This is a genomic window from Micrococcaceae bacterium Sec5.1, assembly GCA_039636795.1.
GTDB lineage: Bacteria > Actinomycetota > Actinomycetes > Actinomycetales > Micrococcaceae > Arthrobacter.
Genome location: CP143430.1, coordinates 4406243 through 4423011 on the forward strand (window position 1 = coordinate 4406243; position 16769 = coordinate 4423011).

Below are 16769 nucleotides of genomic sequence, written 5' to 3' on the forward strand. Positions count from 1 at the left end.
CTGTTCCTGTTGGGGAATGCTTGCGTCAACTCACTCCGAGTACGTGGGTGTGGCGACTTCATCAATTCCCGTCGCAGCGCTGGCTTTGCGAGCTCGCGATGCCTTGTTTTGGATGACCCGTCCAAGCGAAAGAGCGCAAATGATTGACACGGTTCCGGCGACGAAGACGTAAAGCGATGTTGAGACAGACGCATTTGTCGCAGCAAACAACGCACCGGCAATAAGAGGTGCAATGGCGCTGCCGAAGAGATTGCCGAGCGTAGTAGCCAAGGACAGTCCGCTATAACGCACCTTTGCGTCAAAGGCGGTGGAGAAGTATGCCGGCGTCAGAGCCCATGGGATGTATACGGCTACCGTTGCCGCAAAGTAGCACACGGCGATGAGGCCATAGGTGCCCCCGTCCAGCGCAAAATACAACGGGAAGGCAACGATGACGATGAGCGCAAGACCCCATAGGTACACCCGCTGTCCGCCGAATTTGTCTGAGAGGGCACCGGCGAGCGGCGTAACCACGAAGCCAATAGCAGAAGTTACGATCACCAGGACCAACATCGACGTCGAATCCAGCTCGCCTGACTTCCCGGCGTAGACAAAGTTGTACACGGTGATCAGGTAGAAGAAGATGCCCGGTGCAAGGCTGGCGCCAGCCACAAGGAACACTTGTTTGGGGTGTGTCCGGAGTACCTCGACTACAGGTAGACGAACAACGCCGTGGTCAGCCTTGACTCGATTAAACTCCGGGCTCTCCGCGACCTTCATGCGGATAACCAGGCCAGTGATAACCAGTACGGCACTGAGGAGGAACGGGACCCGCCACCCCCAGGCCATGAACAGGTCTTCGGACATCGACTCCAGGGGTATGTACAACGTCATGGCCAGGATCAGCCCGACTGCAACACCTGCCTGCGGCCAGCTACCGAAATAGCCCCGCCGACCCTTGGGGGAATGTTCGGTAGCCATCAGCACTGCGCCACCCCACTCGCCGCCGAGTGCGAACCCTTGAGTCAGCCGCAGCACCACCAGTAGAACGGGGGCGAACACACCTATCGCGTCATAGGTTGGCAACAGCCCGATCGCTACGGTGGCGATGCCCATGATCAGGATGGTAAGGACCATCATTGGCTTTCGGCCCGCTCTGTCACCGAAGTGACCGAAGACGATGGCCCCAATAGGACGGGCGACGAAGCCGGCCGCGAAAGTAGAGAACGCAAGCAGGGTCCCGGTTGTGGGGTCGAAGCCTGGAAAGAAGAGCTGGTTGAAAACGAGCACCGCCGCGGTGCTGTAGATAAAGAAGTCGTACCACTCGATAGTCGTGCCGATGAGGCTCGCGAAGGCGACCTTCCTCGGAGAACTCGCGCCCGATGGTTGTGCGACCACTGCACTCATATTGTGCCTCCAGGTAATTTTGCGAACAGTCGGCCCCGCTGTGCGTGGACCGTGGTGATCAGGGCTGCCTAAGGCACCTGTCTCAGAATGAGCTTTGAAGTGATGCAGATTACTTCAGTAGTAATTATCTTATTACTGAGATGCTTTGTGCGCAAGATCTCATTTTTGATGGATCGATGCGGTTGTGGGTGCCATCAGGCCCCTTGCAATGTGTTCGAGAATTTCCTGGATGCCTCGGATGTCCCGAAGGAATGGAGTGCGGACAACACTGCTGATCACGTGCAGAGCCGCTTTCACTCGCGTCCTGACCACCTCTTGATCCGCTCCCGGGTAAACGTCCTCCACCAGCGAGGCCAGATCGGTGACGTAGTCGCCCTGCGCCTCCATCAAGTTCTGCAAGTCCCGCTCGGGAAGGTGCGGACGTTCGGACACGGCCAATTGCAGGAATTCCGGGCTGCCCAACGAGAACGAAATGTACGACGAAACGGTGCGCTGGAGTGCCTCAGCTGCATCAGCGGCTTCAGAGAGAGCGCGCCACATGTCCATCCACCGCACTTCTTTGGCACGATGCAGTGCTGCGGCAAGCATTTCCGCCTTGCTGTCGAAATGGCGGTAAATACTGGGACCTGCGACTCCAACTTCGGCGCCGATGTCGTCAAGACTCACGGCTTCAAACCCAAACGCGGCGAACTGTCGGATTGAGGCAGCCAGCAGTGCCTCACGGCGGCTACGGGGCATGGCAATCGAAGCGCGCCTGTGATTCGCCGACGCTTCAATCGGAGGCAAGGGCATGACGAGTACTGTGCGGGCGAGCGTGGCCAACTCGAATTCTTCATCCACCCGCGAGAGCCGGTTAGGGTTCAACGAAACGCTGATCATCACAGCAAACATGGCCCAAGCCCTCAGGTCGGCCTCGGAAGTGGGCACTGCATCGCTGCCGGACTGCAGTTTGCTGCTGATGGCGAACTTGATGCCGCTGGCAATATCGAAGCGGATGGCAGGCGGGAGATGGCGGGATTCACGCTCCCACAGCACGCCGTTTTCCCGGTGCTCCAGAAGTGCCCGCCCCAGAGCCGTGATCAACTGTTCGAGGTCGCCGTCGGGAGTCTGGGTAATGCTATCCAAAAAGGGCTGGAGGCTGGCCAAAACTGCCTCGCGAAGCAGCTCGCCCTTGCTCGGGAAATGTCGGTAAAGGGCGGATGGCTGAACCGCCATGGCTTTAGCCACGTCGGTCATGCTGACTTGCGCGTATCCCTTCTGCGCGAAGAGGTCACCCGCCGCAGCAAGTATGAGCGCTCGCCGGTTCCTCGGCCTGGTGCCGCGCTCCGGGGCGGTGGAGGACTTATTCATGTTCTTAAGATTAGTCAGATTCACTTATTGCGCAATAGCCCGCGGCGTGCCAAAGTTTAAGAACAACCTGCGAAACACTGCCCTTCACTTACTGATAGGCCAGTTGCCGCGAGATAGCAGTGCCTCACCCTAGCGGGAAACGTGATGGTTCCCCGCAAATGCGAGCACCGGCCGGAGCATCCCGGCGGCCGATGCGTATTCACTTACGGGACGCCAACTGTGTGTTAGACCCAGAGAAAATCGGCGCTGGGCCCAGAGAAACACTTCCCGTAACCCAGAGCACCGTCCCTAACCAATGCACCGTCCCTAACCAATGCACCGTCCCTAACCAATGCACCGTCCCTACCAATGCACCGTCCCGTGACAAAGGAGTCCCACATGAAACGACGTGCAATAGTCGCTGTTGCTGCACTTTGCAGCTTCGCAGCCCTGACTGGCTGCAGCACCGGGAATGACGCCCCCAATGCCTACGCCGTTAAGACGGACATTCCGACGGCAGCAGCGATGGATCCCGCAATTCTCGACGCCGCCGTCAAGGAAGGCTCGCTGCTGGTTTACGGCGAGGCGAATGAGGCGTCCATGAAGCCGGTCCTGACTGCTTTCCAAAACCAGTATCCGGATATCAAGACCAGCTATATCAGCCTGGGTGGAACGGAAAGCTTCCAGCGTTACCTCAACGAGAAAGCCACTGGCGGAAAGACCGCGGACGTCATCGTCAGCCTCCAAGGCGCGAACTTCCTGGATCTGGTGAAGCGTGGTGACATCCAGGACTTCACACCACCCGCCGCCGCACCACTGCCCAACTTCGCGAAACTCGCCCCCGGGGTCTTCGCCATGGAACTGAACCCGGTCATGGCACTGATCAACACCACCCTCCTGCCGGAATCCGAACAACCTGATTCCCTTGAAGCACTCGCCAAGATGTCCAGTGACCCTAAACTCACAGGGAAGATCGTCACGTATGACGGCACTACGGAGTTTGGCTACACGGTTAATCACGCCTACATAGCCAAGGCGGGAGAGGCCGGATGGAAGATCCTGGAGCAACTCGGACAGAACACCAAGGTCGAAGCCAGTGCAGGGCCCATGTACAACAAACTCCTGCAGGGCGAGTACACCATGTCCTATTTCCAGTCCGGCGCGACCCGGCCACTCATCACAGGCGCTGCCGCGAAGGTGCTGAACTACAAGTTCTTCGCAGACGGAACACCCTTCATGCCCCGCGGTGCCGGAGCGACCACCGGAGGCAAGTCACCCAACGCGGCCAAAGTGTTTGTGAATTTCCTGATTGACAAGGCGGGCCAAACGGCCGGTTGCGCCGGCGGGTTCGCACCCTACCTGGACGGGGTGGACTGCCCGGTGAACCTCGCGAAGGTCACAGAGCAATTGGGGGCGGAGAACATCAACATTGCCAAGTGGGATGAGGCCCTGGTGAACGATGCACCGGCCTTCAAAAATCGCTGGAAAGAAGCATTCGGGCGATGAGCAGCTCCACACTTACCCACCCCAAAACCCCGTCACCGCCGCCCGGTACAGGCAGCCTCAAGAGGGCGTGGCTGCCGGAGAAAGTCATCCACTACGGTGTCTGGGTCCTCGCTGTCCTGCTGATCCTCGGTCCGATCGTGCCGATCCTCTGGTCATCAATCTGGTCCACACCGCTCTATGAGTCCGGCGGCAGCGCCACCCTGGACAACTTCCGAAAACTGGCGACTGATCCACTCTGGTGGTCAGCTGTCGCCAACAGCCTGCAGTTCGCACTCTTCGCCACCATCGGCTCTGTTGTGGTTGGAACCACGGTGGCCTTGCTGGTAGCCCGCACGGACCTCCCGTTGCGGAGGATCTATTCAGCCCTGATTGTCCTGCCCTTGGTCCTGCCTGGGCTGGTGCTCATCGTTGGGTGGCAGTCGATGTGGTCAAAGAACGGATATGCCACCCATTTGCTGGAAGAATACTCGCCGTTCACTGTTCCCTTTGACCTCTACAGTGTTGCGGGAATGGTGGTCATGGGTACGGTCCTTGGCTCACCGGTGGTCTACCTCTTTGCCCGGGGAACGCTGTCCTCAGGCGATTCGACGCTCGAGGAAGCCGCACGCTGCGCTGGCGCCAGTCCCCTCCGCGCCTTGCTCTCGGTGACTCTGCCGCTGCTGCGTCCGGCATTGCTGAACTCCGGACTGCTGGTCTTCGCGTTGGCGCTGGAAACACTGGGGATCCCCCTCATCCTTGGAACTTCAAAGAACATCAACATGATGTCCACCTACCTGTACAGGCAGTGGACCGGAAGCGCCGACGCCGGTGGAGGAGTTCTGCCCGCTGGCGCCGTCATGTTGTTGCTCGCCGTCACTCTGCTGCTGTTGCTGCGCAATCGCCTGGCCGGCGACCTCGCCCGCTTTACTACGACCGGCGGAAAGTCATCCAGACCGGCGAACGTTGTTAAACTGGGCCCCCTCGGCTGGCTGCTCTCCGCTGTCATAGGTGTTGTCCTGGGCTGTGCAACCCTGGTGCCGCTCAGCGGGGTGGTTCTCGCCTCTGTCACCGCCCTTCTGACGCCGGCGATCAATCCGTTCAGCGTTCTGACACTGGACAACTTCTCAGCGATCTTAACCAACCCGCTCTACACCGGAGCGATCGGCAACAGCTTGTTGATTGCCACAGTTGGCGCCGCCATTGCCACCGCTTGCATCGCGGTCATCGCCTTGGTTGCCCACCGTTCCAACTTTCGGTTCCGCGGATCCTTGGAGCACATCGTGCTGTATCCCCGGGCCGTCCCGGGCTTGATCACCGGCATGGCCTTCTTCTGGACGTTTGCCATCCTGGACCGCTCCGGAACCTTCAGAGCTACACTTTGGGCGGTCGGAATCGCCTTCGGGGTCCGCGCACTCGCCATGGGCTATGCCGCGTTCTATCCATCGCTTGCCGCGCTGGGTGCGGACCTGGATCGCGCCGCACGCTCGGCCGGGGCGGACTGGTGGACGGCGATGCGCACCATCATTCTCAGCCTGCTGAGGCCAGCCATGGGCATCTCATTCGTCCTGTTGTTTGTAGCAATGCTCAATGAGGCCGACGCCGCAGTTTTCCTGGTGACCCCCGAAACCCAGGTCTTGGGACTGGCAATGCTTCAAATTGCAGCAAATGGCCTCGGCGGCACCGTCGCCGCCCTCGGAGTCATCCAACTCGTCATCACCGCAGCTGTCCTGGGCGCAGGACGCATTCTGTTTGGAGTTCGCCCTCATGCATGATCTGGTCATTACCAATCTCACCAAGAAGTTTGGCCGTCTGACGGTCCTGGACAACGTGTCGGTGACCGCTTCCGACGGGCAGATCCTGACGTTGCTTGGCCCAAGCGGCTGCGGCAAGTCCACAACGCTCTGGTCCATCGCAGGACTGCTCAAGCCCGACGGCGGCAGCATCGTTGTGGGCGAGCAGACCTTGTTCAACCATGATTCCTCCGCATTCCTGCCGCCGGAACGCCGTGATTGCGGCGTTGTTTTCCAGTCCTATGCCGTGTGGCCGCACATGAAGGTCCGCGACAACGTGGGCTATCCGCTGCGGCTCCGACGCTACAAGTCCGAGGCACTCCGCCGACGTGTGGACGAAGTGCTTGAGCTGGTTGACCTTTCCGATCAGGCAGACCGCTATCCACATCAGCTCTCCGGTGGCCAGCAGCAACGAGTGGCGCTGGCGCGCGCGTTGGCATTCCCTCCGCGACTGCTGCTCCTGGACGAGCCGTTTTCCAATCTTGATGCCAAACTGCGCGAACGTACGCGCGATTGGTTGCTTCAGTTACAACGCAAGATTGGCGTCACCACGGTTTTCGTGACGCACGATCAAGACGAAGCCCTGGCAATGAGCGACAAGATTGCGGTCATGTCAGCCGGAGCCGTGCGCCAAATTGGTACGCCGGAGCAGATCTACAACGATCCCGCCGATCTATTCGTTGCTGACTTCGTTGGCACCAGCAACTTGCTGGAGGGGACAGTCATTGGCCGCTCAAAGGGGATCCTGACGATCAAGATCGACGGGTTGGACCAAGCGATCCACGTACCATCCTCAATTACTTCCGACGGCGTCGTGGTTGCCGTTCGTCCTGAAGCGCTGGCGTTGTTGCCTGATGATGCGTCCTCTGACGGCTACGAGATGACTGTCAACGGACCTGTCCTTGAGAGGTCCTATCATGGCCATCACTTCCGCTACACGGTGGGCGTCGGCGAGCAGGCCCTGGTGGTCGAAACCCGCGAGCGCACGGATTCCTCCCATGTACGTGTGGGCATTCCACGGGACGGCTACAAGTTGTTCCAACCCCGGACTGCTACGGCACCCAAGGCCGAACATTGATTCCGGTCGGGTCCAGCTACCCCATCAGGATCGATCTGTTCAGCGACACTATTACCCGGCCAACGGAGGCCATGCGGCAGGCCATGGCAAACGCCGAGGTTGGGGATGAACAAAAGGGTGAAGACCCCTCCACCAACGAACTGATTGCCCTGACGCGGGAGCTTCTGGGCAAGGAGGAAGCGGTTTTCCTGCCATCAGGAACGATGTGCAACCAGATCGCCTATGCACTGCACTGCCGGCCCGGCGATGCGATTCTTGTTGATGACAGCGCCCATTCGCTGCGCCATGAGGAAACCGGGGCGCCCGCCTTGGCCGGGGCCCTGTACAGGCCGATCAAAGCAGACCGTGGCGTCTTCTCTGTTGCCCAGCTTGAAGCGGCGCTCCGCCCGGAGGGAAGGTCATCGGCCCGCAATGCGGTGCTCTCCATTGAACAGCCATCCAACCTCGGAGGTGGCACGTGCTGGTCTCTGGAGGGCATCACATCAGTGACGAAGGTGGCGCGGGCTCATCGGATCAAAACCCACATGGATGGCGCCCGTCTGCTCAATGCGGTGGTGTCCACCGGCGTATCCGCCCACGATTTTTGTGCCCCGTTTGACTCAGTCTGGCTGGACCTCAGCAAAGGCCTGGGCGCTCCCATGGGAGCGGTGCTGGCCGGCGACGCTGATTTCATCAATGAGGCGTGGCGGCTCAAGCAACGGTGGGGTGGTTCCATGCGTCAATCAGGCATTGTGGCAGCAGCGGGTACTTTTGCCCTCCGCAATAACGTGGACAGGCTGGCAGATGATCATGCGAATGCCCGCCTGCTGGCCGAGTTGCTTGCCGTCCACCCTCACATTTCGATCGACCCACTGGCAGTTCAGACAAATATTGTCCTCTTTGACCTGGTCGACTTCCCCGTCACGGCTGCGGTGCTGGTGGACCGCCTGCTTCAGGAGAGCGGGATCCGGATGGGCGCTTTTGGCCCGTCCACGATTCGTGCCGTCACCCATCTCGACGTTGACATGGAAGACGTACGCCTCGCCGCTGGCGCGCTCAGGGAGTTGCTGGACGAAACCTACTCGATGCACGTAAGCACAAGGAGCAACTAACATGACCATCACCTTTGATGTGACGGACCGTCCCGTACCGTACAGCGTCAGCCGCGCGGCCCGGACAGGTGACGACGTCACCGTGCTGCTCAATGCGCGTGTTGTTGATCCCGAGTCGGGTACCTCTGGTTCCCTGAGCGATGTGTGGCTCCAGGCAGGGCAGATCTCCCGTATTAGTCCTGCCGGCAGTGAGCCCGGCATGGGCAGCGTCCTGGATCTCAAGGGCAGGTTTGTGGCTCCCGGGCTGATGGATGCCCATGTTCACCTGGCCTTCGATGGTGGCGATGACCCGAGGGGAACCTATCAGGGCAGCAGCGATGAAGAGATCATTGCGCAGGTTGTGGCGAATGCGCGGATTGCGCTTCGTGCCGGGACAACCACTGTGCGGGACTGTGGGACACCCCGGCACCTGCTGGCCCCCATGAGGGCAGCTCTGGGCATGGTGTCCGACGTCGCCACGGTGGTTCATTGCGGTGCGCCAATCTGCCGAGTGGGCGGGCACGGTCACGACATGGGCGGAGAGGTACGAACCCGTGAGGACATCGAGACCATCATCGCCGAACAGCACGCGGCCGGCGCCACGTGGATCAAGGTCATGGCCAGCGGCGGCGGCTTTACTCCCGGAACCAGTCCGAGCGTCTTTGAATTCGACCCCACGCTGCTCCGTGAAGCAGTGGTCATCGCCGGCTCGTACGGCATGAGGACTGCAGCCCATGCCCATGCCAGTTCCTCGATGGCCGCGTGTATAGAGGCGGGCGTGCACTCGTTGGAACACGCCTCCATGCTGGGGCCGGATGAGCAGTGTGCGCCCGATCGCGAGCTGTTGCGGAGGGCGGCCGATGCCGGGATCCACATTGTGCCGACCGTCGTCGTAGCGGACATCGTCTCCCGGCAATTGCGGGAGGGTCACCAAGTCCTGTCCAACCCGCAGGATCGAAATGTAGTGGCGCGATTGGAATCGCGGTTCACAAACGTGACCGAGTTCCTCCACTCCGGCGTGTCGATCGTGGCAGGGACGGACGCAGGCCCTGCGCACGTCACCTTTGATCTCATTGCCCGCGAGTTGGAACGCTATGTCGACGCCGGACTGGCAGCACAGCATGCACTGCAGTCTGCAACGTGTGAAGCCGCCGACATGCTCGGGTTGGAGGCGCAAGCGGGTCGCATCCGGCCCGGCCTGTGGGCCGACCTCATCGTCACGGCGGCCGACCCCATGCAGGACATCAGCACTCTCGCAACGCCGCTTGGAGTCCTCAAGCGCGGACTACTGATCACACAGTAGCCAACCAACTCTGACCAACCAACACTCTCCCTAAGGCATGCAATGAACCTGACCCCAGTCAGCGATGACCTGGAGGCGAAGACCGCCTCGACCTTCGAAGACCCCCAACTGGACGCACTTGCTGCGATCGAACGCCGCGTTCTGTGGCTTGCGACATCCATGATCCACCACGCAAACAAGGTGCGGCCCAACCCGTCGGGCATCAAGGTAGGCGGGCATCAGGCCTCGAGTGCCTCCATTGCGACAATCATGACCTCGCTCTGGTTCGGGCAGCTTCGCGCCGAAGACCGCGTCTCGGTGAAGCCCCACGCCTCGCCGGTGCTCCACAGCATCAACTATCTGCTGGGTAGCTTGGATGAAAAGTACCTCACAACGCTGCGCGAGTTCGGTGGGCTGCAGAGCTACCCCAGCCGCGCAAAGGACCCGGATCCCGTTGACTATTCCACGGGCTCCGTCGGCATCGGGGCCACCGCGCCAATCTGGGGTGCCATTTCGCGGCGATACATCGAGACCGTGAGCGGTACGCCGAACCGTGGGCGCCAGTACTCGCTCGTCGGCGACGCTGAATTGGACGAGGGCGCCATCTGGGAGGCCGTGCTGGACTCGAACGTCGCGGATCTTGGTGAGATCGTTTGGATCGTGGACCTGAACAGGCAGTCCCTTGACCGGGTGGTGCCAAACATTGCCGCGGGCAAGATCGAGCGACTCTTCGAGGCCGCTGGCTGGCAGGTCATCACCGTGCGCTTCGGGCATCTCCTGGAGAGCCTCATGGCCAGGACAGGAGGCGACGCGCTCCGGAAGCGCATTGTTGAGATGTCCAACCCCGAATACCAACGGCTGCTGCGCTGCTCCGCCGAAGAGCTGCGCCGCAGGCTCCCTGGTGAGGGCGCAGGCGGTGCGGCCATCGCGGAACTTATTGCCGGCGTCGAGGACCAGACGCTGACCCAGGCCATCAGGAACCTGGGCGGGCACGACCTCGCCGCGTTGCGCGAGGCCTACTCCCGGATCGATGACACGCGTCCCACGGTCATCATTGCTTACACCGTCAAGGGCAACGGACTGCCCACCGAGGGCCATCCGCAAAACCACTCCTCGCTGCTTACCGTCGATCAATACCGCCAACTGGCAGACACAATGGGCGAAGACCCAGACTCACCATGGACGCGGTTCGATCCCGTGAGCCCCGAGGGGCAGCTGGTACGAACCACAGCGGAAACCCTGCGGCGCACGGTTGAACCCGCGCTTGCCCCGCCCGCAGTACCGGCAGATTTCGGCAGGACGCCCTCGGGAACAGCCACCACACAGGCAGCCCTGGGCCGCACCCTGCTGGACGTCACCCGTGCGGCGCCCGCCGTCGCCCGCCGACTGGTGACGGTCAGCCCGGACGTAAGTTCCAGCACCAACCTCGCCGGCTGGCTGAACAAGGTGGGCGTATGGTCAGTGGAAGAGCGCCCTGACTGGTTCAGCGACGACACCGAGACCGTCATGCACTGGCGTGAAAAGCCCACGGGGCAGCACATCGAACTTGGCATCGCGGAGGTCAACCTTGTCAGTCTCCTCGGCGAGCTCGGCGCAACATGGAGTCGCTGGGGCCAGCCGCTGTTCCCGATCGGCGTGCTCTATGACCCTTTCGTCGAGCGAGCCTTGGAACCATGGTCCTACGGCATCTACGCCGGCGGCCAGTCGATCCTGGTAGGTACGCCGTCGGGCGTCACGCTTGCTCCCGAAGGCGGTGCGCACCAGTCCATCAAGACGCCGTCCATCGGCCTGGAACAGCCCGGCTGCACCAGCTACGAACCAGCCTTCGCCATCGACGTCGAGTGGACGCTGCTCGCCTCCATGTCCCAACTCGGGAGACCGGGCGGCAAATCCGCCTACCTGCGGCTCTCCACAAAACCCATCGACCAACAACTGGCGGCCGTCCCAGAAGATCCAGCCGCGCGTGAGCGTCGCCGTCGCCAAGTGGTCGCGGGTGGCTACATGCTCCGCGCGGCGGCGACACCGTGCGCGACGATCGTCGCCATGGGCGCCATGGTCCCGGAGGCACTTGCAGCCTCCGAGCGACTCGCCGCCCAAGGCACCCCCGTGGACGTCATATGCGTCACGAGCCCCGGCCTGCTCTACGACGCCCTGCAAGGCCGCAATGGGCAGAACCCGGACGCACCGTCCTGGATCCTGGACCAAATCCTGCCGTCAGGGCGCGCCGTCCCCATGGTCACCGTGCTCGACGGCCACCCCCACACACTCGCGTTCCTCGCTGGCGTGCATCAAGTGACAAGCCGCAACCTCGGCGTAGACACCTTCGGTCAGGCGGGCGGCCTCGAGGACGTCTACCGCTACCACGGGATCGACACCGACAGCATCGTCCGCGCTGTCCTGGATTTGGTCCAATGACAGGGACTCGGGATCACCCCTTGAAAACCGGCGCCCGCTTCTCCTGGAAAGCCCGGAAACCCTCGGCGTAATCCTCGGTCTTGCAGAGGCGGGCCTGCTCAGTGTTTTCCTCGGCCATGGATGCCCAGAGGCCAAGTCGCTGATCGCGGATGTGGGCCACGAGTTCCTTGGAGGCCTTGAAAGCCTCAGTGGCTCCGGTAGCCACCCGTTCGACGATCGCTCGCGTCATGGCAAGCAACGCATCATCGGGCATCGCACGGCTGAACATTCCCCGTTCAACGGCCTCGGAGCCAGAGATCAGATCGGCTGTGTAGATCAGATCCAGTGTGCGATGCATGCCCAGACGCTCAGTGAAGTACCAGTGCCCGCCGGAATCCAGGGTGGCGCCCAGCTTGGCGAAAGGTGAACCAAATTTGGCATTCTCCCCCACGTACACCACGTCCGTGGCCAACAGCAGTCCGAGACCGACACCCAGGCAGGCACCGTGCGCAGCAGCAAAAGTGGGTGCCGGGAATGCGGCCATCTTCTTCAGGAGCGGCTCCACCAGCCCACCGAGATACGCCTGCGCGTCATCGGTTTCGGGGGTAACGCCGGCAATGTCGCGGCCGGCGCAGAAGGCTCGCCCCTCTCCGCGAAGCAGGAGCGCCCGCACCTCACCGCGCGAGGCGGCGGCAGCAGCGTCGTCGTACGCCTTATCCAGTTCGGCAAGCGCGTCCTCGTTGAGCGAGTTCAGCTTTTCGGGGGCATTGAGGACAATTTCGGCAATGCCGTTGGCAATGGAGAGCTCGATCATGGGGACTCCTTAGACGTCGAAGTCGACAGTAACTTCTTCGCTGGTGGGGTGGGACTGGCAGGTGAGGACGTAGCCCTTGTCCAGCTCGTCCTGCTCGAGGGCGTAGTTCTCATCCATGGACACCGTACCCGTCACCAGCTTGGCGCGGCAGGTGCCGCAGACCCCGCCCGCACACGCGAACGGAACATCGGGGCGGACACGAAGGGCAGCGTTGAGGATGGACTCGCGGGCGTGCGTGGGACTTGCGACCTCGCCGGTCAAACCGTCCAGCTTGAACGTGATCTTGTAGGTTTCCTTCGACTCGTCCTCCACAACGGGACGGCCGGCATTGCCCTCAGGGCGGTCAGGACGACCAGTGGTGAACAGCTCGAAACGAACGTGCTCAGGCTTCACACCACGGCCAGCGAGGGTGTCGCGGCACAGTTGGACCAGCTCGAACGGCCCACACAGGAACCACTCGTCCACATCCTCGGAATGGATGGCACTGCTCAGCAACGCCTGCAGCTTCTCGGAATCGATGCGGCCGGTCATCAGCGGCGCGATCCGCTGCTCGCGGGACAACACGTGGTGCAGCGCCAGGCGCGAAGGGTACTTGTCCTTCAGGTCCGCCAGTTCCTCCAGGAACATGACGTCCATGGCGGCTTTGTTGGCGTAGATCAGGTCAAAAGTGGTCTCAGGGTTGGCGGCCAGCAGTGTCCGGGCAATCGCGATCACGGGCGTGATGCCCGAGCCTGCAGCGATCGCAACGAAGTTCCCGGGCTCCCCCGCCAACTCCTCGGGGTGGTTCATGGAGTTCATGACGTTGTGCTGGACCGCCGAGCCGTCCTTGCCGTGCCGCGAAATGAACGCACCCTGTGGGCTCATCACGTCCAAGACGTCGCCGGCTTTCAGCTCGGCGTTGGCCCACGTGGAGAAAGTGCCGCCAAGGTCCTTCTTGATGGCCACCCGGATCTCGCTGCTGCCATCGGAGAAACTGCGCGGCTCTGCACAGATCGAGTAGCTCCGGCGGACCTCGTGCGGCTCACCATTCTCGTCCGGCAGCGAGGTGCGCAGCGCGACGTACTGGCCAGGAAGGTAGTCATACTGACCGGCCAACTCGGCAGGAACAGCGAACGTCACCTCGATTGCGTCGTCCGTAAGGCGCCGGACTTCCGAGACGGTCAGGGAATGGAAAGACGCACGACGGCGGCTGGCCGTCTGGGTTTCGGTGGTCATGGAATTCCTTAGAGGACTTTGAAGTAGTCGAACGGTTCCTTGCAGTCCTGGCAGACGAACAACGCCTTGCAGGACGTGGAACCAAAGCGGGTCAGCTCCTTGGTGTTCAACGACGAACACTGCGGGCATTTCACAGCCAGATTCAAACGAACGGGACCGGAGTGGCCACCGGCTTTTGAATGGCCACTTGGAGGGGCGATCCCGTACTCCTGCAGCTTGGCCTTGCCGGACTCGGTCATCCAGTCCGTGGTCCAGGCCGGGGAGAGCACCAGGTTGACGTGCACACTCGCGTAGCCCTCCTTTTCGAAGGCCTTCCGCACATCGTCAGCAATCGCGTCCATCGCCGGGCAGCCCGAGTACGTGGGCGTGATGGTGACCTCGACGGCGGTACGTGAGGTGCCGCCGTCGTCCGCTTTGTCCGTGGGCTGCTTCGCATCAGTCGCCTCGACGACGTGTACGCCGCGGAGAATGCCGAGGTCCTCGATGGTGAGGACCGGGATCTCCGGATCGCAGACCGTGGCCGCGATGTCCCAGGCCCGCTGCTCTTGTGTCCGCATCTGCGTCCCTGACAGGCTCGTCATGGTGGTCACCAGCTCGCGCCGGGGTGTTCGCGGGCCAGGACCTGCATCTCAGCGAGGATGTAACCCAGGAACTCGGAGTGCTTGCCGCGACGGCCGCCACCGAGTGCTTGCGGGACGGCGGGGATGTCCAGTTCGGCTTCGGCCATGATCTCGCCGGTGAGCCGATCGAATTCAGCTCGCAGGCTAGAGGGCTGAACAGTCACGCCAGCCTCGGCCAGGCGTGTAGTGAGCTCATCGTCCTCGAAGAGTTCGTCCACATAGGGCCATACGAGCTTGAAGCCCTGGATGATGCGGGCGCGGGATTCGTCCGTTCCGCCAGCCAGGCGCAGCACCCACTGGGCGCTGTGGTCGCGGTGGTAATCCACTTCCTTCACGGCTTTGGCGGAGATGGCCGCGAGGGTGGGATCAGTGGACTCCATGAGCCGTGTGTAGAGCTCGTACTGGTAGTAGCTGACGATGAACTGGCGGGCGATGGTCACCGCGAAGTCCCCGTTGGGCTGTTCGAAAAGGTGTGCAGAACGGAACTCGTGCTCACGGCGGAAGTACGCCAAATCGTCCTCGGACTTGTCCCACGCGGCACCGGCGTAGGTCAGGAACGAGCGCGCGTGGCCCAACTGGTCCAGCGCAATGTTGCCGAGTGCGATGTCTTCCTCGAGCTCAGGAGCACGGGAAATCCAGTGGCCCAGGCGCTGGGCGAGGATCAGTCCGTCGTCGCCGATCCTCAGGGCAAACTCGGCAACGTCCTCGCTCGGCTTGACCTGTCCACGCCGTACTTCAAGGGCGATGTCCTCCGGACGGAGGGCGTTGCCCGGCGTGATGCGGGTGGCGCTGGCTGAACCGTCGCCGGAAGCTCCCGCTCCGTGGACGCCCACGGAGATATCGCCGTGGCCTTCAATAGCGAAGTCAGTGTCTTTATCAGTCATCACAGGTGCTTCACGCCTTCGCTCTTGGTGTAATACGTTGCGTGGCGGTAGTCCTTGCCTTGCGGCGATTCGAAGAAGGCACCCTTGGAATCGGGATCGCTGGAGGTGATTGCCTCGGCCGGGACAACCCAGATGGAGACGCCTTCGTTGCGGCGGGTGTAAAGATCGCGGGCATTCCTGAGGGCCATGGCGGCATCAGGAGCGTGCAAAGACCCGGCGTGCACGTGGGACAGCCCACGGCTGGAGCGCACGAAGACTTCCCAGAGGGACCACGGGGTCTCGTGGTGCTGTTCAGTAGCGGCTGCGACCTTGGGCGCCTCGCGCTTGATCTCGCTGGCCGAGCTTGCCGGTTCTTCCGGGTTACCGTGGGGAGCCATTATGCTGCGTTCACTTTCTCTGCTTGCTTGCGGGCGTAGGCAACGGCGGCTTCGCGAACCCAGGCACCGTTTTCGTGTGCCTCGCGGCGGCGCTCGATGCGCTGCGAGTTGCAGGGGCCGCGGCCGGCCAGGACTTCCTTGAACTCGTTCCAGTCCAGGGGTCCGTGCTCCCACTTCTTGGTTTCTTCGTTGAAACGGATGTCCTTGTCAGGCAGGGTCAGGCCGAGGACCTTGACCTGCTCCACCATCATGCCGACGAACCGGCTGCGCAGTTCATCGTTGCTGAACCGCTTGATGTTCCAGGCCATGGACTGCTTGGAGTTGGGTGAGTCATCATCCGGCGGGCCAAACATCATCAGCGACGGCGCGTACCAGCGGTTCACTGCTTCCTGGGCCATCTGCTTCTGCTCAGGCGTGCCGTTGGACAGTTCCAGCAGGATCTCGAAACCCTGGCGCTGGTGGAAGGACTCTTCCTTGCAGATGCGCACCATTGCGCGGCCGTAAGGACCGTAGGAGGCGCGGCACAGGGGCACCTGGTTGCAAATGGCGGCGCCATCCACAAGCCAACCGATGGCTCCCATGTCCGCCCAGGAAATCGCCGGGTAGTTGAAGATCGACGAGTACCGGGCTTTGCCGGCAATGAGGTCTTCCATCATCTTGTCCCGGGTCTGCCCCAGGGTCTCAGCTGCCGAGTAGAGGTACAGGCCGTGGCCTGCCTCGTCCTGGACCTTGGCCATGAGGATGGACTTGCGCTTCAGGCTTGGAGCGCGGGTGATCCAGTTGGCTTCCGGCTGCATGCCGATGATTTCCGAGTGCGCGTGCTGCGAGATCTGACGCAGCAAAGTCTTGCGGTAAGCCTCCGGCATCCAGTCGCGCGGTTCGATGCGCGAGTCTTCCGAGATGATGCGATCAAAGTACGCCTTCCCGGCTGCCTCCCGCTCCTGCTCTTCCGGGGACAGCTCAGCGGGCACTGATTGCAGATTCTGCGATGCCATGGTTGCTCCTAATAAATTACCGACCGTTCGTTCAGAATATGCGGAGCGGG

The 16769-nt window shown here is 61.8% G+C and carries 14 protein-coding genes; 6 read left to right on the plus strand and 8 right to left on the minus strand.

The genetic code is table 11. From position 1 onward, the window contains the following. Positions 1 to 30 precede the first annotated feature (30 nt). Positions 31 to 1386: an MFS transporter gene (locus tag VUN82_20080; protein XAS71361.1), complete on the minus strand. Its 1356-nt coding sequence runs from the start codon at positions 1384 to 1386 to the stop codon at positions 31 to 33. 159 nt (positions 1387 to 1545) lie between these two features. Beyond that, a complete protein-coding gene (locus VUN82_20085; GenBank protein XAS71362.1) occupies positions 1546 to 2736 on the minus strand; it encodes a helix-turn-helix domain-containing protein in 1191 nt (396 codons plus the stop codon). A gap of 378 nt (positions 2737 to 3114) precedes the next feature. On the opposite strand from VUN82_20085, the gene VUN82_20090 reads away from it, so the two are divergent. From VUN82_20090 to VUN82_20115, 6 genes are read left to right on the plus strand one after another with little or no spacing between them, the layout of a single operon-like run. Then, positions 3115 to 4221: an ABC transporter substrate-binding protein gene (locus VUN82_20090; GenBank protein ID XAS71363.1), complete on the plus strand. Its 1107-nt coding sequence runs from the start codon at positions 3115 to 3117 to the stop codon at positions 4219 to 4221. Beyond that, positions 4218 to 5972 carry an iron ABC transporter permease gene (locus VUN82_20095; GenBank protein ID XAS71364.1) on the plus strand — a complete coding sequence of 585 codons (1755 nt, stop codon included), beginning with the start codon at positions 4218 to 4220 and terminating at the stop codon, positions 5970 to 5972. Before VUN82_20090 ends, VUN82_20095 begins: the two co-directional genes overlap by 4 nt. After that, a complete protein-coding gene (locus VUN82_20100) occupies positions 5965 to 7068 on the plus strand; it encodes an ABC transporter ATP-binding protein (GenBank protein ID XAS71365.1) in 1104 nt (367 codons plus the stop codon). Before VUN82_20095 ends, VUN82_20100 begins: the two co-directional genes overlap by 8 nt. Next, positions 7065 to 8159: a GntG family PLP-dependent aldolase gene (locus VUN82_20105; GenBank protein ID XAS71366.1), complete on the plus strand. Its 1095-nt coding sequence runs from the start codon at positions 7065 to 7067 to the stop codon at positions 8157 to 8159. The genes VUN82_20100 and VUN82_20105 overlap by 4 nt, the downstream gene beginning before the upstream one ends. A 1-nt stretch (position 8160) precedes the next feature. Continuing rightward, positions 8161 to 9441 carry an amidohydrolase family protein gene (locus VUN82_20110; protein ID XAS71367.1) on the plus strand — a complete coding sequence of 427 codons (1281 nt, stop codon included), beginning with the start codon at positions 8161 to 8163 and terminating at the stop codon, positions 9439 to 9441. A gap of 42 nt (positions 9442 to 9483) precedes the next feature. Beyond that, positions 9484 to 11835: a pyruvate dehydrogenase gene (locus VUN82_20115; protein XAS71368.1), complete on the plus strand. Its 2352-nt coding sequence runs from the start codon at positions 9484 to 9486 to the stop codon at positions 11833 to 11835. Between the two features lie 13 nt (positions 11836 to 11848). On the opposite strand, the gene VUN82_20120 is transcribed toward VUN82_20115, so the two are convergent. From VUN82_20120 to paaA, 6 genes are read right to left on the minus strand one after another with little or no spacing between them, the layout of a single operon-like run. Then, positions 11849 to 12628 (minus strand): enoyl-CoA hydratase-related protein, encoded by a 780-nt coding sequence (locus VUN82_20120; protein ID XAS71369.1) that lies wholly within the window; start codon positions 12626 to 12628, stop codon positions 11849 to 11851. Positions 12629 to 12637: 9 nt separating this feature from the next. Beyond that, on the minus strand, positions 12638 to 13843 hold the full coding sequence (gene paaE / locus VUN82_20125; GenBank protein ID XAS71370.1) for a 1,2-phenylacetyl-CoA epoxidase subunit PaaE: 1206 nt from the start codon (positions 13841 to 13843) through the stop codon (positions 12638 to 12640). A gap of 8 nt (positions 13844 to 13851) precedes the next feature. After that, positions 13852 to 14424, minus strand: coding sequence for a 1,2-phenylacetyl-CoA epoxidase subunit PaaD (paaD, locus tag VUN82_20130; protein XAS71371.1), 573 nt, complete (start codon positions 14422 to 14424; stop codon positions 13852 to 13854). Between the two features lie 5 nt (positions 14425 to 14429). After that, positions 14430 to 15347 (minus strand): 1,2-phenylacetyl-CoA epoxidase subunit PaaC, encoded by a 918-nt coding sequence (paaC, locus tag VUN82_20135; protein XAS71372.1) that lies wholly within the window; start codon positions 15345 to 15347, stop codon positions 14430 to 14432. Continuing rightward, a complete protein-coding gene (paaB, locus tag VUN82_20140) occupies positions 15347 to 15724 on the minus strand; it encodes a 1,2-phenylacetyl-CoA epoxidase subunit PaaB (GenBank protein ID XAS71373.1) in 378 nt (125 codons plus the stop codon). The genes paaC and paaB overlap by 1 nt, the downstream gene beginning before the upstream one ends. Continuing rightward, positions 15724 to 16719, minus strand: coding sequence for a 1,2-phenylacetyl-CoA epoxidase subunit PaaA (paaA, locus tag VUN82_20145; protein XAS71374.1), 996 nt, complete (start codon positions 16717 to 16719; stop codon positions 15724 to 15726). The genes paaB and paaA overlap by 1 nt, the downstream gene beginning before the upstream one ends. Between the last annotated feature and the right edge of the window lie 50 nt (positions 16720 to 16769).